Source organism: Porphyromonas bennonis DSM 23058 = JCM 16335 (genome assembly GCF_000375645.1).
Classification (GTDB): Bacteria; Bacteroidota; Bacteroidia; order Bacteroidales; family Porphyromonadaceae; genus Porphyromonas_A; species Porphyromonas_A bennonis.
Genome location: NZ_AQWR01000003.1, coordinates 1 through 25,167 on the forward strand (window position 1 = coordinate 1; position 25,167 = coordinate 25,167).

A 25,167-nucleotide genomic window follows, 5' to 3' on the forward strand; every position below is an offset into this window, starting at 1 on the left:
GAAGGCGGAGGAGGTCGCATGTTGCTGGACAAAAAGGCTCATTTCTCGAGGGAGATGACCTCCCTGATGTAGCGGGAGAGGGTGTTGCGGTCGCACTTACAGATCTTGGCGATCTTGCGTAGAGAGATTTGCTCCTCGAGGAGACCCTTGATCAGCTGCTTCTTGCGGTAAAGGGGATGCTTCTCCGGTGCCGTCTTGCTACCCTTGGGACGCCCGAGGATGACGCCCTCGGCTCTCTTCCTCGCGAGAGCCTCCTTGGTGCGCTGGCTGATCAGGTTGCGCTCGATCTCGGCGCTGAGACCAAAGGCAAAGGCGAGGACCTTGCTCTGTATGTCGTCCCCTAAGCGGTAGTTGTCCTTGATCGTCCAGACGCGGCACTCCTTAGTCATACATATATTGAGGATCTCCATAATCATGAAGAGGTTTCGCCCGAGGCGAGAGAGCTCGCTGCAGATGATGATATCATCGCGTGTGACCTTGCGGAGGAGGTCTCCTAGCTGGCGCTTGGTGTAAGCCTTGGTGCCGCTGATGGTCTCCTCTATCCAGTCATCGACCAGGAGGCCGTTTCTCTTGCAGAAGTTGTTGATCTCGAAGCGCTGGTTCTCTACCGTCTGCTTGTCGCTGCTGACTCTGATGTATCCGTACGTCATATCTGTGATTGAGTTAGTGACCTGACCTCGTGTGGAGATCAGGTCGGGATGTAGTGAGTCGCAAATGTAAGGGGTTACCTACAGGAGGCGGATCGGGAGTGTAGGGAAGTCCACAATTCTTGCAGAGAAGAGACAGTAGGAGACTGTAAGAGATAGCGGTGGATGGGGAGGTGGTATATTTGCACTCGCAAAGGGCTGTGGGGAGGAGCTCAGAGCTGCTCGTATATATAGAGAGACCTTTGCATAATACCCCATCTGCGGCGTCCCTTTCGAGATTCGGGCTTGGTCATGTGCGTAAGCACACTCCCTTCGCCCTCACTCTCAGTTCCTTGCATCTGGGGCATTCTGCAAAGTCCCCGCCGAAAAAGCACCGCTTTTTCGGTGAAAGACCATTTTGCAAAGGTCTTATAGAGGAGGGGGCTGCACCGGTAGTCCGGCACAGCCCCTCGATTAGTCAGCTGAGTATGGCGATCAGCTCAGACCGTCGATCTCGCCATTGACGATGTCGATCTTCTCGGCATTGGGGACCTTGGGGAGTCCCGGCATGCGCATGATGCTGCCCATGATGACGACGATCATCTCGGCACCGGTGGTGACGACGATGTCATTGACATGCATCTCGAAGTCTCTCGGAGCCCCGAGGAGGGAGGCGTCGTCGGAGAAGGAGTACTGCGTCTTGGCGATGCAGATGGGGAACTTGTCGTAACCCAGCTCGTCGATCATCTTGAGCGCCTTGATGGCCTTCTTGTCGTAGACTACGCGGTCAGCACGGTAGATCTCGCGGGTGAGGGACTCGATCTTCTCCTTGACAGGGCTGTTGAGGTCGTAGCCGAAGGTGAGGGGCTCAGAGGGGTGGTTGTCGATGGTGTCGACGACTACCTGTGCCAGCTCTGTCGCTCCCTTACCGCCCTCGGAGAAGGCGTTATTGACGGCGAAGGGTACGCCGAGCTCCTCGCAGTGGAGGCGGATCGCCTCGAGCTCAGCCTCGGTATCGGTGGGGAAGCGGTTGATGCAGATGACGACGCTCTGTCCAAACTTCCGCATGTTCTCCACGTGCTGGTCGAGGTTGGAGAAGCCCTTCTTCAGCGCCTCCACATTCTCCGTGCTGAGGTCAGCGTCCTTGACTCCGCCGTGGAGCTTGAGGGACTTGGCAGTAGCGACGAGGATCGTGGCAGCGGGCTGGAGACCATTCTGACGGCACACGATGTCGAGGAACTTCTCTGCGCCGAGGTCAGCACCGAAGCCTGCCTCCGTAATGGCGTAGTCGCCGTAGTGGATCGCCATCTTGGTGGCGACGACGGAGTTGCAGCCGTGAGCGATATTGGCAAATGGACCGCCGTGGATGAAGGCGGGGGTATTCTCGGTCGTCTGGACGAGATTGGGCTGGAGGGCGTCCATCAGGAGGACGGTGATCGCACCGCCGATCTTCATGTCCCCTACGGTGAAGGGGCTGCCGTCCTTCTTGTACCCCACGACGATGTTGTCGATGCGGCGACGGAGGTCGTCCATGTCCTTGGCGAGACAGAGGATCGCCATAATCTCGGATGCGGGCGTGATGTCAAATCCTGTCTCATTCACTTCACCATTACCATCCCCGAGACCGGTGACAATGTGGCGGATGCTGCGGTCGTTGACGTCGAGGACGCGCCTCCAGGTGATCTTGGAGAGACCCTGATCGTCGTTGCGGTGACGGTAGGCATAGTTGTCGACGAGGGCGGAGATGGTGTTATTGGCGGAGGTGATGGCGTGGAAGTCTCCGGTGAAGTGGAGATTGATCTTATCCATCGGCAGCACCTGTGAGTAGCCACCACCGGCGGCACCGCCCTTGATGCCGAAGACCGGACCGAGGGAGGGCTCGCGGAGGGCGACGATCGCCTTCTTGCCGATCTGATTCATCCCGAGGGCGAGTCCGATGGAGACGGTAGTCTTGCCGATACCGGCCTTGGTGGGCGTGATGGCGGTGACGAGGATGAGGTGTCCGGCACCGTGCTGCTTCTCCTTGAGGACATCCAGACTGATCTTACCCATGTAGTGACCATAGGGGAGGAAGTCCTCTGTGGGGATATTCAGGGACTGAGCGATCTCCTGGATCGGCTTGAGTTTCGCTTCTCTGGCGATCTCGATATCTGATTTCATAATTGTGTTGTGATTTGGTTTGGTGTTTGACCAAAGGTACCCATAATTTTGTGAGGGGCGGTGCCAATTTGCGATAAGAGATCTCTTTCCTCAATTTCATCAAAAAAAGCGTGAGGATAGGCAGGTCACCCATCCTCACGCCGATAGACTCGATATCTCTTACTCGCGCATGCCCATCTCCCTGTCGAAGAAGGCGACGGCGCCCTCGCCGATGAGATCGAGGCGGTCGAGGTTGTGCTGTGCGTTCTCCTCTTCCTCCTCCTGCTCTACGACAAACTTCTCGAAGAAGATGCGTACGCCGTAGTCGTGGTCCTCAGTGGCCATCTTGACGATCTCCTCGATCGACTTGGTGATGGACTGCTCGTGGCGGAGCGACTGTGTGAGGATCTCGCGGAGGGTACCGAAGGAATTGGGCACCTCAGCGATCGGCTTCAGCTCGGGGCGCACGCCACGTCCCTCGAGGTAGGAGATCATCGCCTCGGCGTGTCCCATCTCCTCGCGAGACTGCAGGGTGAGCCACTTGGTCACGCCATCGAGGGCGCGCTCTGCGGTGTCCAGGGACATAGAGCGGTAGAGGTAGGCGGAGTAGAGCTCCTTATTGATCTGCTCGTTGATAGCGGCGATCAGTCGTTCAGTCATCTTCATAGTGTACTGTATTATCTAAGTGATTAGTGATTACTTATGGTTGCCTGTCTCGTCATCCACCTCCTCATAGTCGACGTAGGCCCCACCGCCGAGGTCATGCTGCGCCTCGCGGAGGATGTCGGCACTGCTCTTACGGGCGTGCTGCTCACGGGCAGCCTGCTCCTGAGCCTCCTCTTCCTGACGGCGGTACTCGCGCTTGACCTCTCGGTGGACCGCTCCGATGCGCGCTATCTGGCGGATCAGGGGCCAGAGGGAGTAGAGGATCACCCCCAGGATGAGGAGAAGGATTATGGTAAATGGTGACATATCCTGCTTGCAATTTTACTCTAACAAAGGTACCAAAAAAGCTACCCATCTACATAAGTGTAAAAAGCGAGCCTCCTCGGACCTATTTGTCCAAGAAGGCTCGCTCAGATGTAAGGTGTGTCAGTCAGCTATCAGAAGAGGAGCTTGACACCGAGGAGCATGCCCCAGGTGGAGCCGAGGCCGAGGTCGTCATTCCAGACATTGGCCTTCTTGCTGAAGTCCTCGATGCTATTCTCTGTCAGGACAAAGCCCTTCTGAGCACCGGACTTAGCATTGGCTTTCTGCATCTCCACTGGCAGGATATTGCCGTAGCTGCTCTTGAGGGCAGCGGTCTTGTAGACGCCCCAGTTGGAATTGAGCATATTGCCTACGTTGATGAAGTCGAGGCTCACCTGCAGGGTGTAGCGACGATCGGTGCCGAAGTCGGAGTAGAACTCCTGCATCAGCTTCAGGTCAAAGCGATTGAGCCAGGGCTGGAGAGCTCCGAAGCGCTCAGCAAAGTTGCCCTTACGCTTGGAGAGGTAGGGATTGCCGTCCACATACTTCATGAAGGCCTCATACTGGTCGGCAGCAGAGATGAAGATCTCCTTCTTAGCACGCTTGTCATATCCCTTCTTGTCCACGAAGGAGAACTTCGGGTCGCTCGTACCGGTCGGCACGTAGAGCAGATCGCCGGAGGCACGGTCTCCATTGATATCGTTACCGTAGATGTAGCTGTAGCGACCTGTCGAGGAGCCACTATAGTAGAGACTGATCGTGGTGGCCATATGCTTCAGGTACTCGATGCGGTAGGAGAGACTACCGACGACACGATGAGGGATGGCAAACTGAGAGTAGCTCAGCTCCGGGTCATTCATGTCACCGTAAGTGTGATTGCTCGTCCAAGCAGAGTTGGCAGAGGAGCCGGGATTATTGGTCTGATCCTTGGCAAAGGAGTAGGTGTAAGCGACCATCGCATCAAGGCCCTTGACTGCGCGATTGCGAAGCTGAACCGTCATAGAGCCCTGGTAACCCTTATTGGTATTACCGAGGACGATGGCGTTATTCACACTTGAGACCATCCGATTCTTGCTGTACAGAGGTCTGCCATCAGCCATCTTACCATCAGGATCGGGGAGATTGACATTACGCTGAAGGAGTGCCTGTACATCCTTACTGTAGAGTGCCTCCAGGGTCAGGGTCGTATTGCCCGGCAGAGCAAAGTCGGCAGCGATATTAGAGCGCCAGATCTGAGGCATACGGAAATCCTTGGCGACCATAGCGACTGCGCCACGATATACGCCATCACTCTTCAGCTGATCTGGAAAGATATTGGGATACTTCTTCTGCTGGTCACGGAAGTTGGGCTCAAAGCGTAGGTCATCGGGGATGTCAGCAGCCCCAAATCCCATCTCAGGACTCTGGACAGTACCTGAGGAGGTGGGCTGATTGGTGAACCACACGAAAGGCATCAGACCACTGAAGAGACCGGTACCACCACGCAGCTGAATGGAGCGGTCACCGAGGATGTCCCAATTGAACCCAACCCGAGGATTAACCTGAAGCTGGCTCTTGGGCCATGTAGAGATATCCAGCTTTGTCCCATAGCGCATCTCGGGGAGCTTATCCACGAGCGGATTATTCTCAAGCTTATTGAGGTAGAAGGGCACCTCGAAGCGCAGACCGGGAGTGAGCTTGAAGCGTGGGGTCACTGTCCACTCATCCTGGAGGTAGAAAGCGAGAAGCCCGAAATTCATCTGGACACCCTTTGGATCCTCGCCATTATAGCCGTAGGTAACTCCGAAGCCGATCGGCTTTCGATTCTCCATAAAGTCCTCCATGCTGGCATAGCGGTAGTAGGAGGTTCCCTCACGGATGTAGCTGTTATTGACGTAAATGTTGTCGTATCGGAAGCCTCCGAGGAGGGTGTGTGCACCAAGGGTGTAGGTGAAGTCATCCGACACCGAGAGGGTGTTATTGATCACCTGGTTGTGGAAGGTGAAAAGCTCCGTACCAAACGACATATAGTAGCCGCCATCCTTGAGGATATCGACGAAGGGGAAGTCTGCAGAGGGGCTCTTGCGCTGAGGATCCTTCGTAGCCGTGTAGGTGACCATCAGCTTATTGGTCATGTTGTTCCCAAAGCGGCTATTGAGCTCACCGGCAAATCCGTGGATCTCATTAAGACTCTGGTACCAGGAGTTGGGGAAAGCGATCGCATTCTCCGAGAGACGTCCCGGGTTAAGCCGATCGTTATTACCGGGACCGGAGTTCCAGCTGGTTGTACTCCAGCTGTTATTATTGAGGTAATTGTAGCGGAGGGAGAGGTGGTGATCATCGTTGATGTTCCAGTCGATCTTCGCCAGGATCTTATAGTTCTTCTGATCCATATTGGGGAAGTTGCGGACATCACCGGTGTCGTAGTTGTACTTCTCCTTGAGGAACTTGCTCATCGCCTCAAGGTCGGCATAGCTGGTGCGGGAGATATTGTTCTTCTTATCTGCGGCACCGTCCTCACTTGGGAGGAAGCCGGTGTAGGGGCGAGCGTCATTCTCGTACTCTGCACTGGCGAAGAAGAAGAGCTTATCCTTGACGATCGGACCACCGATGGTGAAGCCGTAGGTCTGCTCATTCTTATTATCGAGCTTGGACATATCGACGTCACCGATCTTGGTGCCGGTCATCCCCTTACCGCGCTGGTAGGTGTAAGCGGATCCGGTAAATATGTTGGTACCGGACTTGGTGACGGCGTTGACGGAGGCTCCGGTGAAGTTGGAGAGACGGATGTCAAAGGGGGCGATATTGACCGACACCTCCTCGATGGCATCGAGGGAGATCGGCTGTGCCGTACCACCGGGCATCATATTGCTCGAGAGACCGAAGTTGTTACGGAAGGCACCACCATCGATGGTGACGTTATTCATACGACCATCACGACCAGCGAAGGAGCCGCCGTTGGCCTGTGGCGTGAGGCGGGTGAAGTCGCTGAGGCTTCGGGTGATGGTCGGGAGCTGCTTCAGTTGCTCAGGCGAGACAGAGGTGAGGGCACCGGTGCGCTGGCTATTGAAGACCGGATTCTTGCTCTCGGCAGTCACGGTGACGCCCTCGAGCAGCTCGGAGTCCTCATTCATACGGACGTCGAGGACGAAGGTCTGACCGAGCTGAAGAGTGATCCCCTCGGTGATGTGGTCCCGGTAGCCGATGAAGGTCACCTTGACGGTGTAGGGTCCACCGACACGCATATTATTGATGAAGAAACGACCCTCAGCGTCCGTCAGGGCGTTGTAGGTCGTACCAGAGGGCGTGTGGGTCACGCGGACGGTGGCAGCGGCCAGCGTCTCATGGTCATCGCTCACCGTGCCTCGCATGGAGGAGGTGGTGACCTGAGCCAGAGAGGTCAGCGACATCATCGACAAGAGACCGATGAGCAGCACCGTGAAGATTGTGTAGTGCTTCTGCATGATGAATGAATTTATTTGAATTGTACTGTCTTCAAATTTTGCGCAATATTACCTCTATTATTTGAGAAAAGATAACAACTTCGAGACCTTCACCAATACTTCATCTCATCGTAACCAAATCGTCACTGGGTAGACTACAATCGAGTAGATAGGGATACAATAGTTATCTGACCTACTTTTCATTCCCTCTCACACCTCTTTGATGTAGGACATGCCCGACATACTAATCAAGCCTCCCCGGACCTTTTGTCCGGGGAGGCTCGTCTTTTGTGCCCGGAACCGGGATCGAACCGGTACGGATGTTACTCCATTGGTGTTTGAGACCAACGCGTCTACCAATTCCGCCACCCGGGCGCTTGTGTGAGGCAAAGGTACGACATTTTTTCAGACAGGATATCTATGCCTTTTTGGCAGACCCGCCCCCTATTTCGCCCTTACTTCTTGGAAGTCTTGCCCTGGCCCTTGGGGATGGTGTAGTAGATGACGGCGAAGGAGATGACGATGATGATGAGATTGTAGAGGTAGGCGGCCATCGCCCCCTGACGGATCGTGACGTTGTCCTGTCGTCCGACGAAGGTGACCACCTCGCTGAGGAGGGTGATCGGCTCAGTGGAGTAGGCTATGTCCTGGAAGATCGCCGTCGAGATTGCGATGCCGAAGGAGCTACCGAGAGAGGAGGCCATCTTGAAGATCCCGGAGCCGATACCGGTCCTGCTCTCTGGCAGAGTCGCCAGGGCGGAGTCTGTCGATGCGGTGGCAAAGAGCCCCAGCCCGGCACCGAAGAGCGAGTAAGCGATCACGACAAGCGTCATGTAGGTATCTGCCATAGCATTCGTAGGGAGGAGCAGACAGAGGGCCACTGCGACCGTGCCACAGGAGAGGAGCATAGGGAGTCGCGCACCATAGCGCTGCATCAGCTTCTCCCCCACACGGATGAAGAGCAGGATCGACACGCCGTAGCCGATGGACATCAGCCCCACTTGATCCACCGGCACACCGGAGGCCAGCTGCAGGAGACTGCTGACGATGATGATGATACCGGTGGAGGCATTGAGGAGAAAATTAGCTACCGTGGCGCCACTGTAGACCGAGTTTCGGAAGACTCGGAGGTCGAGGAAGGGGTGCTTGGCGCCCCGCTCGATGCCGGTGAAGAGGAGGATGAAGATCGTCGCCATGAGGAGCAGACCAAGAGACTTGACATCCACCCAGCCCCACTGCGGACCCTCGGTCACATAGAGCTGCAGGCTGACGATACCGAGGATCAGCGTGGCGATGCCGGGGATATCCCGACCGCCCTTCGCGTCACTCCCCGGGCGGTAGTAGGGCAGGGTTCGGATGAGGAAGAGCCCGAGGAGAGCCACTGCCGCAGCGAGCCAGAAGATCCACCGCCAGCCGAGCCACTGTGCCATATATCCCCCGAGTAGGGAGCTAAATGCGGTACCACCCCAGGTACCCATACTCCAGAGGCTGATCGCCCGCTGTCGTCCCTTCTCGTCCCAGAACACCCGCAGCAGTGCCAGCGTCGAGGGCATTACGCAGGCGCCGCTCAGCCCCTGGCAGATACGCCCCAGCAGCAGGATCGGTGCCGTGAGTGGCGAGTGGCCTGGCGTCAGAGCGATGAGGACCGCCCCCACGATCGCCAGGATCAGTCCGAGGCGGGTCATCCGTGTGTGCCCGAGGCGATCTCCGAGACCACCGATAAGCACGATCAGGATCCCGCAGACGAGGGAGGTGATGGAGACGGAGAGATTGAGCAGCGAGGGGGAGAGCCCAAGGTCTGCATTCATCGTCCCTCCCACATTGAGTAGGGTCATGGCAAAGAGCCAGAAGGAGAGGAGACCGCAGATAAATCCGAAGAGGACCCGATCGTTGCCCCTGAAGGTAGTACTTTCCTTATCCATTGCGAGTGACGTTACTTAGTTATTGGAAGAGCAAGATACGGAATTATCATAAAAACAGATGCGCACTAATTTAGGTAATTTTGCGACTCAAGGGTCACTCCCCCACCCGGTGGAAGAGGGGGAGATTACTCCATAGAGCAGAGACAAATGGACTTCAGAGACTTAGTGATGGAGCGCTACAGCGTCCGTCAGTGCGATACGACACGCGATATACCGGAGGAGGATATGCAGCTGATCCTCGATGCGGCGGTGCAGGCCCCCACAGCGTGCAATAATCAGCCCTTCCGCATCTACCGGATCCGCAGCCGGGAGATGCGCGAGCGTGCGGAGCAGTGGTACGATAGAGCCCACTTCCGCAGCGCCCGGGAGGTGCTCCTGATCGTGGGGGAGGATGCCGCCGCATACGTCTATCCGGATAAGCAAAACAACTCCCTCTACACAGACACCGCTATTGCGATCGCCTACATGCAGCTCCAAGCGGAGGACCTCGGGATCGGCTCCGTCTGGATCAACGCCTTCGACCGACCTCTCTGCGCCCGGGACATGGGACTGGAGATGGGGAAAGAGACTCCGGTTGCGCTCCTTGCTCTCGGCTACCCCCTCCCCGACGCCAAGCAGCCGACCCGCAAGCGGAAGAGCATGGACGACTTAGTCAGGACGATCTAAACCTTTTCATCAATAATCATGAGGAAAATACTCCTAACCCTACTCGCCATCGGCGGTCTCGCACTCACTGCCGCCGCACAGGACTCAGGCGAACTCCGGGACCGCATCACCGTCACCGGATGGGGGCAGACCTACTACGACGCTGCCTTCGGCCCCGATGTCCGCGGGACCAATACCTTTGCCATCAATAAGATCAACCTCGTAGCCAAGGGTCAGATCACCGACCGCTGGAGCATGGGGATCCTCTTCCAGTTGCACAGCCCGGCGAAACTCAAGGAGCTCTGGCTGCAGTACACCCTCATGCCCCAGCTCCGGGTCCGCATCGGCGAGATGAAGACCCCCTTCGGCATGGAGAATCAGATCCCGCCCTCTCTCCTCCCCCTCACCTCCGGCTGGACCATGCCCACCTGCTACTTTGCCGGCGTCAGCGGTGACCCGCTCTACCGAGGCACCTCAGGTCGAGACATTGGGCTCGAGCTGTCGGGTGACCTCTGGGGCAAGATCCTCTCCTACAAGCTCGCCGTCATGAATGGTCAGGGGATGAATACCCTCGATCTCGGCACCACCAAGATGTATGGCGGCTCGCTCTACGTCCGCCCCTACCGCGGCATCACCCTCCACACCTCCTACCTCGGTGGCGAGATGCATGCGATGGGCACCCGGGGAGCCATCCAGGCGGGAGATGCCTATAAGCGAAGCAGCATCAGCGCCGGTCTCAGCCTCGACTACCGTCCTGTCACCCTCTCCGCCGAGTACCTCATCGCAGACACCGATGAGACGATCGGCGACGGAGCCTATGTCATGGTGGTGGGACACCTGCCGAGGAGCTTCGAGCTCTACGGAGCGGTCGACTGGCTCAGGACTGACCGGAGCGCGAGCGAGAGCCTCCTCACCGGCACGGTGGGCGTCCAGAGATGGTTCGCCAAGAAGTGCCGCTGGCAGCTCGAGTACCGCGTCCCCGGCACCCTCGGCTCTGACGAGGGCTTCGGACCGGTGCACCACATCAGGACGCAGGTGCAGTTCGGATTCTAAGCGAAAAATATCGTACCTTTGCCACGCATCTAAGGAGAGTTGGCAGAGTGGACGAATGCGGCGGATTCGAAATCCGTTGTAGTGCAAGCTACCGGGGGTTCGAATCCCTCACTCTCCGCAGGCATAAGCCCGCCCATACCCAGGCAATCGGGTATGGGCGGGCTTTTTTTGTTTCTATCTGGCCGCTCCCTCTTTTTGGTACCTTTGTATCCTGATGAGTGAGCAAGGATTTACATACACGGGGCGGCGCGTCGCCCTCTGCACGCTGGGTTGTAAGCTCAATTTTGCCGAGACCTCGTTCCTCGGGCAGGCACTCTTAGAGCGGGGCATGGTCCTCGCCCAGGAGGGCGAGCCGGCCGACCTGGTGCTGGTCAATACCTGCTCCGTCACCTCGGTGGCGGACCGGAAGAGCCGGCAGCTGATCCGCCGAGCCCACCGCGACCATCCCGATGCGGTGATCGTCGTCACCGGCTGCTCGGCTCAGCTCCAGCCGGAGCGGTATGCCAAGCTCCCCGGCGTCGACCTGGTGCTGGGAGCAAAGGAGAAGGGAGCACTACTCCACTACCTCGACCACCTGAGCGCAGTCGATACGGTGGAGGTGTCACCCTACGAGGAGGCGACCACCTTTGTCCCCAGTGTCTCATCCGAGGGACGCACGCGCCACTTCCTCAAGGTGCAGGACGGCTGCGACTACTGCTGCTCCTACTGCACGATCCCCTTTGCCCGAGGCCACAGCCGCAGTGGCGAAGTAGCGGACCTCGTCCGCCGAGCCGAGCAGGTGGCGGCGCACGGCGGGAGGGAGATCGTGCTGACGGGAGTCAATGTGGGCGACTTCGGGCGAGACACCGGGAGTTCCTTCCTCCGGCTCTTAGTGGCTCTGGACGAAGTAGAGGGGATCGACCGCTTCCGCATCTCGAGCATAGAGCCCAATCTCATCACCGACGAGATCATCGACTTCGTCCGGGGGAGCAAGCGCTTTGCCCCACACTTCCACATCCCCCTCCAGAGCGGCTCTGATAAGGTGCTGCGGCTGATGCGGCGGCGCTACCGGCGGGAGGTCTTTGCCCACAAGGTGGAGCTGATCCACCGGCTCATGCCGGACGCCTACATCGGCGTAGACGTGATCGTCGGCATGCGGGGCGAGGAGGAGGCGGACTTCGAGGAGAGCGCCGCCTTCATCGCCGGGCTGCCGGTATCCAAGCTCCATGTCTTCCCCTACAGTGAGCGAAAGGGCACTGCGGCGCTACGGATCGCCCCGGTAGTCTCGCCGGAGGAGAAACACCGCCGGGCGCGGCGCCTGATCACCATCAGCGACCGGAAGCTGAGCGACTTCACCCGAAGTCAGGTGGGGACGGAGCGGCGGCTGCTGGTGGAGGAGCCGGAGGGGTGCGACTGGCTCTATGGCTATACAGAGAATTATCTCCGCGTCCGGATCCCCTACCGCCCCGACCTAACAGGCGAGGTGGTCAAGGTCCGGGCGGATCACGTGGTGCCGGGACATCCGGACTTAGTGGAGGGCGTACCGGTATGAGGAAAAAGGTTGCCGTCGTCGTACTCAACTGGAACGGCTCCACGCTGATCCCACACTACCTCCCGGCTCTGCTCGAGCATACCGACCCGAAGTTGGCAGACGTGATCGAGGCGGACAACGGCAGCACGGACGACTCCCTCGAGATCCTGGAGCGGGACTACCCGCGAGCGGTGCCGCTTCCACTCGGGAGCAACCTCGGCTTTGCCGCCGGGTACAATCGCGCCATCGCTCAGCTAGAGGGGTACGACTACATCTGCCTCCTCAATGACGACGTCCTCGTGACCAAGGACTGGCTGGAGCCGCTGGTCGATTTCCTCGACAGCCATCCCGAGGTGGTCTCCGTCCAGCCTACGATCCGTTGGGAGCGCGAGCCGAAGCGTCTTGAGTACGCCGGCGCACTGGGAGGCTATATGGATCGGCTGGGCTACCCCTTCTGCCGAGGGCGGCTCTTCTCCACACTCGAGGAGGATCGGGGGCAGTACGGGACGGAGCCGATGCCGGTCTTCTGGACCAGCGGTGCCTGTATGCTCTGCCGGCGGGAGGCCTACATTGCTGCCGGAGGACTGGACGAGACCTTTGTCGCCCACCAGGAGGAGATCGACCTCTGCTGGAGGTGGCAGGCTGCCGGCCTCGACCTATACGTCATCCCCGAGAGCATTGTCTACCATTGGGGAGGAAAGTCGCTCAGCGCCGACAACCCGCGGAAGACCTTCCTCAACTTCCGAAATAACATCCTGATGCTGCGGAAGAACCTCCCCTCGCGGGTCCTCCGCTCCACGCTGCGGAAGCGGTGGCTCCTCGACCACATCGCCGCTCTCCACTTCCTCCTCTGCGGGCACCTCGGCGATGCCCGGGCCGTGCTGCGTGCCAGGCGGGAGCTGCGGAAGCTCCGCCCTGTGCGAAGTGGCGGCGACCTTGAGCGAGCCTATAGCCGACTTTATCATAGATCCATTCTCCTCGAGTATCACCTCCGGGGACATCATACCTACGACAGACTATCACCATGAGACCGACACTTGCACTTATCATCCTCCTGCTCCTTACCGGCTGCGTCAGCAAGGAGGAGCGCGCCGCCAAGCATCTCCTTGCCGAGGCGCAAATCGCCTATCAGGACTCCGACTACATCCACTCGGCTCAGCTCCTGGACTCCCTCCACCGCACCTACAGCGGTGCCGTGGAGACGCGCAAGGTGGCACTCCACCTGCAGCAGCTGGTTCGTACAGCGACGGCAAGACGCGACTCGATCCGGATGACCTCGCTCGCCGAGGAGGGCGTCGCTCGACTCGACTCGCTTCAGCGACTCTTCAAGCTGATCGAGTACCCCCGCATGCCGGATGAGAATATCCTGCGGTACAAGGGCTACGACCCCTCCGCCGCCAATCCTGAGGCAAACTTCCTCGACGCGTATATCAAGGCAGACGGCAAGATCCAGCTCATCGCCGGCACCTCGGCCCCCAAGGCTCAGGGCGTCACCTACCTCCGCCTGATGGAGGAGACGGGTGGGACCTACGTCCTCAGCGACACCATTCCCTACGATAAGGCGCTCAACTACCGCTTCCGCACCGGCGGGGTGACCCATGAGCGGCTGACGCTCTCTCTCGAGGCCTCGGAGCGTCTCGGCGCCTTTGTCCACGCCACTCCGGCATCGTCAGCCATCCGCGCCTCCTTCGGCCCTCAGGGCAAGAGCTTTACCCTCGAGGCCCGAGCGCGAGAGGCGATCAGCGCCACCTACCTCTACTTCCGCACCTACGTGGGGATAAAGAATGCAGAGGGCGAAAGAGAAGCCGCCACCGCCCGCGCCGCCCACTTCGGCTCCAAAGCCCACCTCACCGCCCCCGCCCGGTAAACTGACGGAAAGGCTGTAGGGACATCGACGGCGTGAGAAACTCTGCTCTCCAGGCTCATCCTGATCATACCTGGCTCAGGCGAATGTGCACCACTGGTCAGAGCTCTCACTATTACCGATATTAGTGAAGTCTATTACCGGTATTAGTCGACACTAATATCGGTATTAGATAATCGGCTGACGCACAGAGTCTATTTTCCCACGAAGCGAGGACGCTATTTCAGCCATCCCTGACACACTATTAAGTGCTGAAAAGTGTGCAATCACTACACTTTTCGGCACTTAATAGTGTGCTGTGATGCTGTTTTGCTCTTGTCAGCTAATGTGTATCCAGTGGGCTAGGTAGCACTGATGGGGGGACGAGGGTTTGGGAGTTTCATATAGCCCCGGCAATAGTCCTCTACAACCCCAGGAGCTTAGGGAACCACTCGGCGAGAGGAGAGGGGCAGCTGAGTAGTCCGTCATTGTACTGCAGGTTGCGGAGTGAGAAGCGGATGCGCTTATCGGGGCTGTACTTCGCAGTGTAGACTCCGAGACTTCTTCCGCTGATCGAGCTCTCCGCCTTCACCTCTATGGGTATGATCCGCTCACCCCACTGGATGACGAACTCCACCTCTGCTTTATTTTCGGATGTCCAGTAATTGGGCTGACGATTATAGAGCAGTGGCATGAGTGATTGAAGGATCGCATTCTCTGCCAGACTTCCCTTAAACTCGGTGAAATTGGCACTCGGGCTCAGTACCGTGGAGGGTGGGAGATTGGCGAGTCGGCGAAGAAGCCCGCAGTCGCACGCGTAGACCTTAAAGGCTCTTGGATCCTCGTACGCAGAGAGCGGTAGTCCGGGCTTGGAGATATTGAATATCCGGTAGATCATCCCGGCGTCCTCGAGCCAGAGAAGCGCATCCTCGTAGTCCTTGGATCGGGCGCCACTCCGGATCACTCTGTAGATGAATTTCTTATTCTCCTTGGTCAATTGTGAGGGGAGTGAGTGCCATACGGATCGGATGCGAGGAATGTCGCGCGGCTCTGCATACTTAGAGAAGTCCAGCTCATAGAGATCCAGTATGTCCTGTAGGACCTGCTCCACGCGCTCCATTCCCTCTCCATCAAGGAGTGCAGTGGCTGCCTCGGGCATACCTCCGCAGACCAAGTAGCGTCGGTACTCGGTGGTGAGTTTATTGAGGATGACCTCGGGGAGATGCTCCGGCTGCTCCATTTCCTCCACGTAGGAAAAGGTCTTGGGGTCAGCAGTGCGGAGAAACTCTCTGAAGGTTATCGGGTACATGTGCATCAGGCTTACCTTGCCCACCGGTACGGTCATACTCTTGCGCTTCACGGCCACGCCCAGCAAGCTCCCCGCAGCCAGGATGTGGTACTCAGGTGCATCCTCGTAGAAGTACTTGAGGCTATTTAGGGCCTCCTCACACTCCTGTATCTCATCAAAGATGAGGAGTGTCTTCCCTGCCTCGATCGGAACATCTGTATAGAGGGCAAGCTCCTTGAGGATGCGCTCCGGCTTCTTTGATGTGCTGAAGACTGACTTGAGCTCCGGCTGACGGTCGAAGTCAAACTTGGCGTAGTAGTCGAAGTGATCGGCTCCAAACGTCTCCATCACCCAGGTCTTGCCGATCTGCCGAGCGCCCTCAAGCAGGATCGGCTTCCTGTGAGGGGAATCTTTCCACCCGATGAGGTGGTCTGTTATGTCTCTCTTGATCTCCATAATACACTATTAAGTGCCGAAAAGTGTCAAAAAACACACTTTTCGTTAGTTAATAGTGCAATTATACCCATTGTTCGACATATAGTGTAATATGCTTTGTGGGGTGGGGGAGAGGGGTGGTGGGAGTAATTATTCTCACTATAGGACTTTTGTGTACCTTTGTCTCAGTAAGGGTCTTGCGGAAGTGAGACGCCTTGATTTAATGAGTTTGCCAACTGATAAGTGTCATGAGCCATACACCTGAGATATATCCGCTGTGTCAGCTGCCGGATGCTAATGTAGAGCGCTACGGGGGGACAGCCCCCTGCCTGCTCCTGCGCGATAATGCCTCCAGGACGTGGCATGAGATGAGTCAGCAGGCCTTTGCCGACCTGACGCACCGGATGGCTGCGGCACTCCTCTGCTTCGGGATCCGTCCGCAGGAGGGGGTGGCGATACTGTCGGAGAATAAGCCCGAGTTCCTCGCCCTTGACCTTGCCGTGCAGCAGGTCCGTGCCTTCAGCATCCCGATCTATGCCAGCTCTGCCGCAGGAGAGATCCGCCATATCGTGACGGAGGCGGAGATCCGGCTGATCTTCGTGGGGGACGACCGGCAGCACAGTATGGTAAGCGAGGTGGTGAAGGATCTCGACTGCACGGTGGTCTGCATCGATCCGAGCGAGAGAAGGCCCTTCGACGGCACGAGACTGGATGACTTCCTCCGGATGGAGGATGCCGAGTATGAGCGGTACCGTGAGGAGATGAAGGTGAGGATGGCAGACTACAGCCTCGACGACATCGCCTTTATCCTCTACACGAGTGGTACCACCGGCACGTCTAAGGGCGTCCCGCTCACACAGCGCAATATCATCACTGCCATCAAGGCGCACTTGATGATCGAGGGCATGAAGCCGGGCAGGGTGTCGCTGATGTTTCTGCCGCTGGCACATATTTTTGAGAAAATGTTTAGCCTCCTCTGCCTGCAGTGCGGGGTGACCATAGCAGTGAATGAGAATGCCCGCTCGCTCTTCCACTCGCTCAAGGAGGTGCATCCGCACTTTATGTGCAGCGTGCCGCGCCTCTGGGAGAAGCTGCATCAGGGGCTGATGAAGTACGTACGGGAGGCACCTAAGTCGCTCCAGAGCGTAGCTCGACGGTCGATGAGCGTAGCGACTGCCTATCAGGAGAAGTATATCTCGACGGGGCGGAGGGCGCCTTTCTTTCGGAAGCTGCAGTACAAGTTTTACGACAACATCTTCTTCCACACGATCAAGAAGAAGCTCGGCATAGACCGGGGGCTGGTCTTCCCAACCTCCGGTGCGGCGCTTAATGAGCATGTCTATCGCTCGCTCCTCTCGATGGGGATCCCGATCATGTACGGGTATGGCCTGACGGAGACGACGGCATCGGTATCCTTCAGTCGTCAGGGTGACTTCGTGATCAGCTCCGTGGGGCGTGTCATCGACCCGGTGGAGGTGAGGATCGATGAGTCGGAGGGGGGCGAGATACTGGTGCGGGGTGATACCATCACGCCGGGATACTACAAGCGTCCGGAGGAGAATGCGAAGGTCTTTACGGCCGATGGATTTTTCCGCACGGGGGACCTCGGCCGGATCGATGAGAAGCGTAACCTCTTCTACATCGAGCGGAAGAAGGACCTCTACAAGACCAGCAACGGGAAGTACATCGCTCCGAACTTCCTCGAGGGGCAGATCCTGCAGGACGAGCTCTTCAGCCAGGTGGTCACTATCGGCGACAAGCGCAATTACGTCACAGCTCTCGTGGTACCGGACTATAAGGTGCTGAGCCAGCTGATGGGCGAGGGAGCGCCGACCGATCCGAAGGAACTGGCAGAGAGCGAGGAGGCGCAGAGGATCGTCAAGGAGCATATCAATGAGACGCTCCGTGAGCAGGCCGACTATGAGCAGGTACGGCGGTTTGTGCTGCTGACTGAGCCCTTCTCGGTAGAGAACGGACTCCTCACCTCGACGATGAAGATCCGCCGGGCGCACATCATCGAGCGCTACACGCCCGAGATCGACTCCATGTATGGCTACTCGGTAGACGACAAGCCCCATCTCTGATCTCCGGAGAGAGCAAAAAAAAGGCGTCCGAGGGACTTCCATAGTCCCTCGGACGCCTTTACTGGTAGATATTCCGTACCGAATTTATACCTCTAACTGAAGAATAATATTCTTTTTAGCGAAAAAAAAGAGAAGTAAGTTTGTTTGCAACCAAAGTGAAGAATAAACAAATGAAATCAGAAAAAATGTCATCCGGAGTGAGCAATTGATCCGATAATAGTCCGTACATTTGTGTCGTGAAGCTTGGTGCGAGGCATTTCGATCGCTCTGTCGAACACCAATGCGAACCTTTTTATTACTCACTTAATACATTATTATGAATCGCTGTAAACCAAAAAAACTCCTGGTGCTACTGCCGATCCTCCTGCTCCTCCTACAGACAGGATGCACGATCGGTGACGAGCTGAGTGAGACGGCGAGTCTGACCCTCTCGGAGGTAGGGATAGTCTCACTCGATCCGGGTAAGGTGTCTCGCGAGATCGGCGTGACGACGGATGCCTCCGACTGGAGCTGCTATACCGCCAATAGCTGGATCTCGGTCACCAAGAAGGATGACCACACCCTCCTCATCAGTGCGGAGGCTAATCCCACCTCCGATGCGCGTCTGGGGTCCGTCGTCGTGACGGCATCCGGAGTGCGTCGCCAGCTCACCATCATGCAGGGTAAGGGCACGGAGGTGATCATAGCTCATGCCGGTAGTAGTGCCGGCTCGAGTGAGCTCTCGATCAGTCAGTGGGGCGAGACCCGCTCCATCGATGTGGAGAGCGGGACCGACCTCTGGACTGCCAAGAGTGACGATGAGTGGATCACCGTTACGCCCTATCCCGTCGCCAAGCGGATCGATGTCCGCGTGGCACCCAATCGCAATCGCGAGCCGCGCGAGGGCAAGATCATGATCACCCTGCAGGGTGAGAGCAGCGGGGGAGCTGAGATACGCGTGTCTCAGAGTGGGGTAGACTGGTTTATACTCCCCTATATGAACTTCGAGAGTGCTACAAGGCCCGATATCCAGCTCTTCGAGGAGAAGAGGGGTGGGGCGATCGAGGACGAGAGTGAGCGCTTCTTCACCTTCTCCACCACGAGCAGCGCCTTCCCTCGTGTCGTATATACGATCTATGCCGGTGGTGCCTACCTGTACGCTCAGGTGGATGCCTCCTCGACGCAGCTCCTCCTCGGTGAAGCGCGGCTGGAGCTGATCAGCTTCCTCAAGGAGAATGGCTTCACCGAGCAGGTGGATGAGAATACCTACCGCCACAAGGATCAGCGCAATCTGACGGTGGAGATCAAGCCGTTCTTCAAGAATACGCCGCACCTGCTCTTCAGCTACAAGCCGGAGCAGCCCGTGGCGATGCCTACCTTTGACACCCTGCCTCTGGGACTGACCACCTTTGGTATCACCAAGGAGGAGGTGAAGAAGTACGAGGACAGTGTAGGCGGTGAGGAGACCTACAATTATGAGGATGAGTACGAGTTTGTCACTCCTCCGGGTAAGTACGAGGCCGATGGGCGGCTCTATCTCTTCCACCAAGATAAGAAGAGCGGCATCTACCAGCTCGAGAAGACTCGCCAGTACTTCCTCGACACGGATCGAGCCTTCTGGAGTTACAAGGGGTACTTCACGCCGACCAACGAATTTATGGAGCTCTGCGAGAGAGAGGGCTTCCACTTCGAGGAGTACAACATCCTCGAGCATGTCTACGTCTTTGTCTCCAAGGAGAAGGGGCTGACCTTAGGTGCTCAGTGTAAGAAGTTCTTCGGAGATCCCAAGCCGATCATCGTCCTGCAGATCAATCCTGGGACCAAGATGATTGCTCACCAAACCAACCGTAAGTAAACCACCACACGACATAATCAGATCATGAATAAATCACTATATATACTTGCATCGCTCCTCACGGCACTCCTCTGCTTCGGATGTACGCCTGAGAGCTTAGAGAAGGAGCCGACTATGCTCGAGCTCGACAAGCCGGAAGTACGCCTCACCAAGGACAAGGGCGAGATGGTCGTCAGCGTGCAGACCAATGAGGAGTCCGTCGTCGCCATCAGCAATAGAGACTGGATCACTGCGGTACCTGAGGGTAAGTCCGTCAAGCTGGTCTATGATGAGAATAAGGTGATCGGTCAGCGTGATGCCGTTGTCCTCGTGCAGGCGGGAGACTTAGTCAAGGCTCTTAAGGTAACCCAGGAGGGCAACGCCCTCGATGTGACCACCGTCCCCGAGGCTATCGTACTGGAGCCGTGGGACAGCGAGGTCACCATCAGTGTCCGCGTCAATGGCGAGGGCTGGAGCTGCACCTCAGCCACCGACTGGATCCAGGTCACCTCCCTCCCGTGGAAGAAGGAGGTGATCCTCCGCGCAGAGTCTAATAAGAGTGGCGGTGAGCGTCAGAGTGAGCTTATCTTCCAGGTAGAGGGAGAGACCGGCACCGTAGCCGTACCGGTGAAGCAGAAGGAGTGGCCCCTCTTCCTCCTTCCCTACATCGACTTTGAGTACGGCACCATGAGCCTCATCTCCCGCTTCGAGATGGAGCGCAGGAGCATGATCAAGCAGACGCTCACCGGCTCTGTCACCTTTACGACCACCAGCCCGATGATGAGCCAGATAGCCTACTCCTTCTCCACCAAGGGTGTGATGACGGCTGCACAGGCTTACATCGCCGCCGACTATACAACCACCGATGAGGATGGCGAGACGATGATCACAGAGGAGACCATGCATGTCATCGACTCCGCACTCCTCGCCGAGGGCTTCACGGAGAAGCAGGGCAAGCTGCGCTACTTCGATCCCTCTACCCGCGTCGTAGCCTCCATCAAGGATCACACCTACGACCCCAATATCGAGTACATCTACATCCCGAAGCAGCCGCAGGCTTACAAGACCTTCGACAAGTTCCCCTACATACCTGTAGCATTCGGTGCCGACTACAGCGAGGTGGAGAAGTTTGAGCAGGAGAATGGCGGTGTCTACTATCCCGATGCCGACCAGTATGACGATGCGAATGGTCTCTGCTACTTCGAGTACAAGGTGCCCGGCAGCAAGCAGATCAAGTCGCGCAACTACTATCTCACATGGGATGCTAAGAAGCAGAAGGTCGGCATCCTCCTGGCTACCTTCCAGGAGTGGTCTGACATCAATCTGGTCTACTGGGAGTACAACGGCCGTCTCAATATCACTGAGGAGTTCCTTGCCCTCTGTGAGAAGGATGGATTCAAGTACAACGGCAAGACCTCTGACGGCAAGATGGACGTCTTTGTCAATGCCTCTAAGGGTGTCCAGATGAGGACCCAATTTGCACATTTCCAGGGCGAGGAGGATCCGTCGCTCGTCATCATGATGTTGCCCTACGAGGCCTCCAATACACAGACGAGCGCTCTCGACCATAAGATGACTCAGATGAAGAAGCTATGGAAATGAGACAGATGTCAAGTATGGGGCTCTTAGCCCTCTTCCTTACCCTTGGACTCGGTCTTGCCTCCTGCTCCGACAGGAGGGCACTCGACCCCGAGGAGCCTGAGCAGTCTGCCGAGATCGATCCGGCAGGTCAGGGGGCGACCGTCCCCGGTCTCGTCCGCGTCCGACTGACGCCCGACCTGGCCGATAAGATCGGTACCCGTGCCCTCAGCGCTGATGATCCTGCGCTACGGAGCTCCGATGCGCCCATGAGCGATCTCCTCCGGAGTATCGGTGCACGCGAGGTGCGCCCGGTCTTCATCATGGAGCCTGCCTATGAGAAGCGTATGCGCCGGGCGGGGCTACACCTCTGGTACGACATTATCCTCGATGAGAGTGCCGGTGAGAGCACCACACTCCGCTCTGCTTCTCAGGTCGCTGATCTCCCCGGAGTGGATCTGGTGGAGCAGGTGCCTCTCTACCGGACGATGGATGAGCCGGTATTCTTCCCTCTGAGAGCCTACGGCTTTGACTCCGAGCGTGACGAGAAGGATGTGATGCCCTTCAACGACCCCTACCTCCCCAAGCAGTGGCACTACCACAATACAGGCTCGGGACTCAAGTCGCTCAAGGGCGCTGATCTCAACCTCTTCGAAGCGTGGAAGCAGGAGACCGGAGACCCTTCCGTCATCGTGGCTGTCATCGATGGTGGTGTCTACTATGAGCATGAGGACCTGGCTCAGAATATCTGGGTCAATCCGAGTCCCGGTCAGGGCGAGTACAAGGACGATATCCACGGATACAACTTTGCCGATGAGGATGCCAATATCGCTTATGACGCCCACGGTACTCACGTGGCGGGCGTGATCGCTGCGGTGAATAACAACGGTGTCGGCGTCTCCGGTGTCGCAGGTGGTAACGGTAGCCCCGACACGGGTGTGCGGATCATGGTCTGCGATGCCTTTGGGCGAAAGAATGGTCAGGCCTTTGAGCGCGCCTTTGTCTACGCTGCCAATCACGGTGCCGTCATTGCGCAGAATTCCTGGGGTGGATCCAAGTTTATGTCCCCCTCGCTCAAGGCTGCGATCGACTACTTCATCGACTGTGCCGGCTGCGATGCCGATGGCAATCAGCTGCCCGACTCCCCGATGAAGGGTGGGGTGGTACTCTTTGCTGCCGGTAATGAGTCCTCGGATGATATGTCCTACCCGGCTGCCTACGGTCCGGTGGTGACCATCTCTGCGATGGCTCCCGACTGGAAGAAGGCGTACTACACCAATCGTGGCGAGTGGATCAAGCTGATGTGCCCCGGTGGTGACCTTCACTATCCCGGTGGTCAGATCTACAGCACCTCCGTACAGAAGAAGGTGGACGACGAGGGAACAATCCTCGCTGCTCAGAGTTACTACGAATTTATGCAGGGGACCTCGATGGCCTGTCCTCACGCCAGTGGCGTGACCGGACTGATCGTCTCCAAGTATGGCGGTCCCGGCTTCACGAATGCCGACTGTAAGAGTCGCCTCCTCTCTGCACTCCGCCCGGCGGACATCGACGAGTACAATCCCGGATTTGAGGGCATCCTCGGTGCCGGGTACCTCGATGCTGCTCGTGCGCTCGACAGTGATACCTCTAAGGCTCCTGAGCAGGTCAAGGACGTAGCGGCAGAGCCGGGCTACACCGACCTGACCATTACCTTCCCTGCCGTGGCAGACCCGGATGACCGTACCGCAAGCTACTACGTCATCTACTACAGCGATAAGGAGCCTCTCACCGCCTCTACCTACAAGAGTGCGAAGTCTACCAAGGTCTTCGGACTGAAGTATAATGTGGGCGAAAAGGTCTCCTATACCAGCCGCAACCTCTCGATCAACCAGGGCTACCACTATGCCATAGTGGCGGTAGACCGCTGGGGCAATGAGGCAGCACCCACCTTCTTCTCCTCCTCTACGCTCGACAATGCCGCTCCTGTGGTAACCGTAGAGGGACCTAAGGAGATCCGCCTCGCCGGCAGTGAGACCGCTCAGCTGCTCCTCAGGGTAGCCGACCCGGAGGGACACACCTGGTCCTACACCATGAAGGGCGACCTCCTCGGCATCACTGCCACGAGAGAGGAGGAGACGATCCTCGTCGATCTCTCGGCAAGAGGTTCCGTCGGTAAGCACGACTTCTCAGTAGTCGTCAGGGATCAGTATGGCGCTGAGACGGAGGTGAAGATCTCCTACGAGGTCTACCTCAACTCCGCCCCCGTACTCTCCAAGCCGATCACACTCACCTATCTCCCGATAGGCCGTGAGCAGACCATCTCTCTCGGAGACTACATCAGCGATCCCGATGGGCATAAGCTGACCTACTCGGTCACCTCCTCAGCCGATCAGGTCGTCTCTGCCAAGCTACACGATGGCGTCCTCTCCCTCAAGGGAGTCTCCAAGGGTAGCTCCACGGTCCAGATCCATGCGGTCGATGAGCTGGGCGCTGAGCTCTATGTCAGTCTCAGCATCCGGGCAGTGGCTGACGATATAGTCTACCATGTCTTCCCGATCCCGACCTACGGTGACCTGAGTGTCGTCCTCTCGGGGAAGATCAGCACCGCCACCATCTCCGTCGTCGCCGGCAATGGGTCGGTAGTGCATAAGGAGGAGGTCAGCGTCGGGAGTGAGGGAAGTACCCACAAGATGGATCTCTCCAAGCTCGCCGGCGGCAAGTATCTGCTCCGGGTGGAGGGTAATAATGGTCTGAAGTATACCCGATACTTCGTGAAGTACTAATCGACTCATACCCTATGTATATCATGAAACACATATACGCCATTGCCCTCCTCCTCGCCGGTATCACCCTGACCGCCTCCGCTCAGGAGGACTCCGGGACGCTACCCGTCCTCGCTCAGAATCCTGATGCCCTCTCTGCATCCATGGGTCAGACCGGGGGCAGCACCCTCTCCGGAGGTCACTACATCTACTCAGCCCCGGGGGCTGTATTTGACCGGAGCGAGCGCTTCTCACTCTCCTACACCGGCATCATCGGTACGGGACACGACTCGATGCGCTCGGGGAGTGGATTTTACAACGCCGTCACTGGGAGCTGGAGATTTCGCGACAAGCATGCCCTGATCGCAGGCTTCCGCTACCTCGGCGGGGGAAGTGTCCTCACGTCGACCGAGAGCGGGGATGGCCGCGAGATACACCCGATGGACATCACGGCCGACCTTGGTTACGCCCTCCGGATCAATAATCACTGGAGAGCCTACGTGGTAGGACACTTCGTCGAGTCCTACATCGGCAAGATCGCACTCACCGGCGGCGGATCTCTCGGTACCACTTACGGCAGTCGGCTCTCCTCGGTTCCCCTCAGCTATACCCTCGGAGCCTCACTCCGCAATCTCGGTGGAGCGGTCCTCTACGGAAAGAAGAGTGGCAAGTACACCATGCCCGGCTCCGTCACTCTCGCCGGTGACCTGCGCTACGGACTCACCTCGGAGTGGACGCTGATCGCTGCGGCGACCGGCGACTACCTCGTCCAGCCCGCCTCGGCAGGGCAGTATGCCGTTGGTCTTGGACTGGGTGCAGCATTCCTGGATGTGATGAGCTTCCAGCTCGGCGGCACGATCCTGCCCGGTCAGTACCACCTCACCGGAGGTATCTGCTATCAGCCGATACGCCATGCCTCTGTCGGCCTCGCCTGGAGGGTCGCCCCACAGCTGAGGGAGGCCAATCACATTGCCCTCTCTGTAGGCTGTCACTTCTGAGCGCTGCAGTTAGGAAAACTAAGCAACCTCGGCTCTCTGCATAAGTGACTGTGCACCAGAGCCACTTCTAATAGCGGTATTAGTTTCGACTAATACCG

17 protein-coding genes and 2 tRNA genes are annotated in these 25,167 nt (G+C 57.7%); 11 read left to right on the top strand and 8 right to left on the bottom strand.

Annotated features, from left to right (window positions below; translation table 11 throughout):
• Positions 1 to 38 precede the first annotated feature (38 nt).
• From B088_RS00990 to B088_RS01020, 7 genes are all read right to left on the bottom strand, one after another.
• Positions 39 to 650 (bottom strand): master DNA invertase Mpi family serine-type recombinase, encoded by a 612-nt coding sequence (locus B088_RS00990; protein ID WP_018106541.1) that lies wholly within the window; start codon positions 648 to 650, stop codon positions 39 to 41.
• 471 nt (positions 651 to 1,121) lie between these two features.
• The gene (locus B088_RS00995) at positions 1,122 to 2,786 is read right to left on the bottom strand and encodes a formate--tetrahydrofolate ligase (RefSeq protein ID WP_018106542.1); all 1,665 of its coding nucleotides are present in this window, start codon (positions 2,784 to 2,786) and stop codon (positions 1,122 to 1,124) included.
• A gap of 159 nt (positions 2,787 to 2,945) precedes the next feature.
• Positions 2,946 to 3,431: a ferritin gene (locus tag B088_RS01000; RefSeq protein ID WP_018106543.1), complete on the bottom strand. Its 486-nt coding sequence runs from the start codon at positions 3,429 to 3,431 to the stop codon at positions 2,946 to 2,948.
• Positions 3,432 to 3,461: 30 nt separating this feature from the next.
• Positions 3,462 to 3,737 (bottom strand): hypothetical protein, encoded by a 276-nt coding sequence (locus B088_RS01005; RefSeq protein WP_018106544.1) that lies wholly within the window; start codon positions 3,735 to 3,737, stop codon positions 3,462 to 3,464.
• A 131-nt stretch (positions 3,738 to 3,868) separates the two neighbouring features.
• Positions 3,869 to 7,177: a TonB-dependent receptor gene (locus B088_RS01010; RefSeq protein ID WP_018106545.1), complete on the bottom strand. Its 3,309-nt coding sequence runs from the start codon at positions 7,175 to 7,177 to the stop codon at positions 3,869 to 3,871.
• A 270-nt stretch (positions 7,178 to 7,447) separates the two neighbouring features.
• Positions 7,448 to 7,531, bottom strand: a tRNA-Leu gene (locus B088_RS01015).
• A gap of 80 nt (positions 7,532 to 7,611) precedes the next feature.
• Positions 7,612 to 9,078, bottom strand: a complete 1,467-nt coding sequence (locus B088_RS01020) for an MFS transporter (RefSeq protein WP_018106546.1) — start codon at positions 9,076 to 9,078, stop codon at positions 7,612 to 7,614.
• Between the two features lie 147 nt (positions 9,079 to 9,225).
• Here B088_RS01020 and B088_RS01025 point away from each other — a divergent pair, with 147 nt between their 5' ends.
• From B088_RS01025 to B088_RS01050, 6 genes are all read left to right on the top strand, one after another.
• Entirely contained in the window at positions 9,226 to 9,744 is a 519-nt protein-coding gene (locus B088_RS01025; RefSeq protein ID WP_018106547.1) for a nitroreductase family protein, read from the top strand.
• An 18-nt stretch (positions 9,745 to 9,762) separates the two neighbouring features.
• Positions 9,763 to 10,776 (top strand): porin, encoded by a 1,014-nt coding sequence (locus B088_RS01030; protein ID WP_018106548.1) that lies wholly within the window; start codon positions 9,763 to 9,765, stop codon positions 10,774 to 10,776.
• A gap of 33 nt (positions 10,777 to 10,809) precedes the next feature.
• Positions 10,810 to 10,894, top strand: a tRNA-Ser gene (locus B088_RS01035).
• 96 nt (positions 10,895 to 10,990) lie between these two features.
• On the top strand, positions 10,991 to 12,307 hold the full coding sequence (mtaB, locus tag B088_RS01040; RefSeq protein WP_018106549.1) for a tRNA (N(6)-L-threonylcarbamoyladenosine(37)-C(2))-methylthiotransferase MtaB: 1,317 nt from the start codon (positions 10,991 to 10,993) through the stop codon (positions 12,305 to 12,307).
• Positions 12,304 to 13,314: a glycosyltransferase family 2 protein gene (locus B088_RS01045; RefSeq protein ID WP_018106550.1), complete on the top strand. Its 1,011-nt coding sequence runs from the start codon at positions 12,304 to 12,306 to the stop codon at positions 13,312 to 13,314. Before mtaB ends, B088_RS01045 begins: the two co-directional genes overlap by 4 nt.
• Positions 13,311 to 14,153 carry a hypothetical protein gene (locus tag B088_RS01050; protein WP_018106551.1) on the top strand — a complete coding sequence of 281 codons (843 nt, stop codon included), beginning with the start codon at positions 13,311 to 13,313 and terminating at the stop codon, positions 14,151 to 14,153. The genes B088_RS01045 and B088_RS01050 overlap by 4 nt, the downstream gene beginning before the upstream one ends.
• Before the next feature lie 400 nt (positions 14,154 to 14,553).
• Here the strand turns inward: B088_RS01050 and B088_RS01055 are convergent, their stop codons facing one another.
• The gene (locus B088_RS01055) at positions 14,554 to 15,873 is read right to left on the bottom strand and encodes an ATP-binding protein (RefSeq protein ID WP_018106552.1); all 1,320 of its coding nucleotides are present in this window, start codon (positions 15,871 to 15,873) and stop codon (positions 14,554 to 14,556) included.
• A gap of 227 nt (positions 15,874 to 16,100) precedes the next feature.
• Here B088_RS01055 and B088_RS01060 point away from each other — a divergent pair, with 227 nt between their 5' ends.
• From B088_RS01060 to B088_RS01080, 5 genes are all read left to right on the top strand, one after another.
• Positions 16,101 to 17,936: an AMP-dependent synthetase/ligase gene (locus B088_RS01060; protein WP_018106553.1), complete on the top strand. Its 1,836-nt coding sequence runs from the start codon at positions 16,101 to 16,103 to the stop codon at positions 17,934 to 17,936.
• A gap of 316 nt (positions 17,937 to 18,252) precedes the next feature.
• Positions 18,253 to 19,770: a BACON domain-containing protein gene (locus B088_RS01065; RefSeq protein ID WP_026170412.1), complete on the top strand. Its 1,518-nt coding sequence runs from the start codon at positions 18,253 to 18,255 to the stop codon at positions 19,768 to 19,770.
• A gap of 24 nt (positions 19,771 to 19,794) precedes the next feature.
• Positions 19,795 to 21,351, top strand: a complete 1,557-nt coding sequence (locus tag B088_RS01070) for a BACON domain-containing protein (protein WP_018106555.1) — start codon at positions 19,795 to 19,797, stop codon at positions 21,349 to 21,351.
• On the top strand, positions 21,348 to 24,092 hold the full coding sequence (locus tag B088_RS01075; protein ID WP_162137988.1) for a S8 family serine peptidase: 2,745 nt from the start codon (positions 21,348 to 21,350) through the stop codon (positions 24,090 to 24,092). Before B088_RS01070 ends, B088_RS01075 begins: the two co-directional genes overlap by 4 nt.
• Positions 24,093 to 24,115: 23 nt before the next feature.
• Entirely contained in the window at positions 24,116 to 25,069 is a 954-nt protein-coding gene (locus B088_RS01080) for a PorV/PorQ family protein (RefSeq protein ID WP_162137989.1), read from the top strand.
• Positions 25,070 to 25,167 lie beyond the last annotated feature (98 nt).

Excerpts from the sequence above, each read along its gene's own strand:
- B088_RS01030 (WP_018106548.1), top strand. The coding sequence starts at position 9,763 with ATGAGGAAAATACTCCTAACCCTACTCGCCATCGGCGGTCTCGCACTC.
- B088_RS01055 (WP_018106552.1), bottom strand. The coding sequence starts at position 15,873 with ATGGAGATCAAGAGAGACATAACAGACCACCTCATCGGGTGGAAAGAT.
- B088_RS01005 (WP_018106544.1), bottom strand. The coding sequence starts at position 3,737 with ATGTCACCATTTACCATAATCCTTCTCCTCATCCTGGGGGTGATCCTC.
- B088_RS01010 (WP_018106545.1), bottom strand. The coding sequence starts at position 7,177 with ATGCAGAAGCACTACACAATCTTCACGGTGCTGCTCATCGGTCTCTTG.
- B088_RS01065 (WP_026170412.1), top strand. The coding sequence starts at position 18,253 with ATGAATCGCTGTAAACCAAAAAAACTCCTGGTGCTACTGCCGATCCTC.
- B088_RS01050 (WP_018106551.1), top strand. The coding sequence starts at position 13,311 with ATGAGACCGACACTTGCACTTATCATCCTCCTGCTCCTTACCGGCTGC.
- B088_RS01020 (WP_018106546.1), bottom strand. The coding sequence starts at position 9,078 with ATGGATAAGGAAAGTACTACCTTCAGGGGCAACGATCGGGTCCTCTTC.
- B088_RS01045 (WP_018106550.1), top strand. The coding sequence starts at position 12,304 with ATGAGGAAAAAGGTTGCCGTCGTCGTACTCAACTGGAACGGCTCCACG.
- B088_RS01070 (WP_018106555.1), top strand. The coding sequence starts at position 19,795 with ATGAATAAATCACTATATATACTTGCATCGCTCCTCACGGCACTCCTC.
- mtaB (WP_018106549.1), top strand. The coding sequence starts at position 10,991 with ATGAGTGAGCAAGGATTTACATACACGGGGCGGCGCGTCGCCCTCTGC.
- B088_RS01060 (WP_018106553.1), top strand. The coding sequence starts at position 16,101 with ATGAGCCATACACCTGAGATATATCCGCTGTGTCAGCTGCCGGATGCT.
- B088_RS01000 (WP_018106543.1), bottom strand. The coding sequence starts at position 3,431 with ATGAAGATGACTGAACGACTGATCGCCGCTATCAACGAGCAGATCAAT.
- B088_RS01025 (WP_018106547.1), top strand. The coding sequence starts at position 9,226 with ATGGACTTCAGAGACTTAGTGATGGAGCGCTACAGCGTCCGTCAGTGC.
- B088_RS00990 (WP_018106541.1), bottom strand. The coding sequence starts at position 650 with ATGACGTACGGATACATCAGAGTCAGCAGCGACAAGCAGACGGTAGAG.
- B088_RS01075 (WP_162137988.1), top strand. The coding sequence starts at position 21,348 with ATGAGACAGATGTCAAGTATGGGGCTCTTAGCCCTCTTCCTTACCCTT.
- B088_RS01080 (WP_162137989.1), top strand. The coding sequence starts at position 24,116 with ATGAAACACATATACGCCATTGCCCTCCTCCTCGCCGGTATCACCCTG.
- B088_RS00995 (WP_018106542.1), bottom strand. The coding sequence starts at position 2,786 with ATGAAATCAGATATCGAGATCGCCAGAGAAGCGAAACTCAAGCCGATC.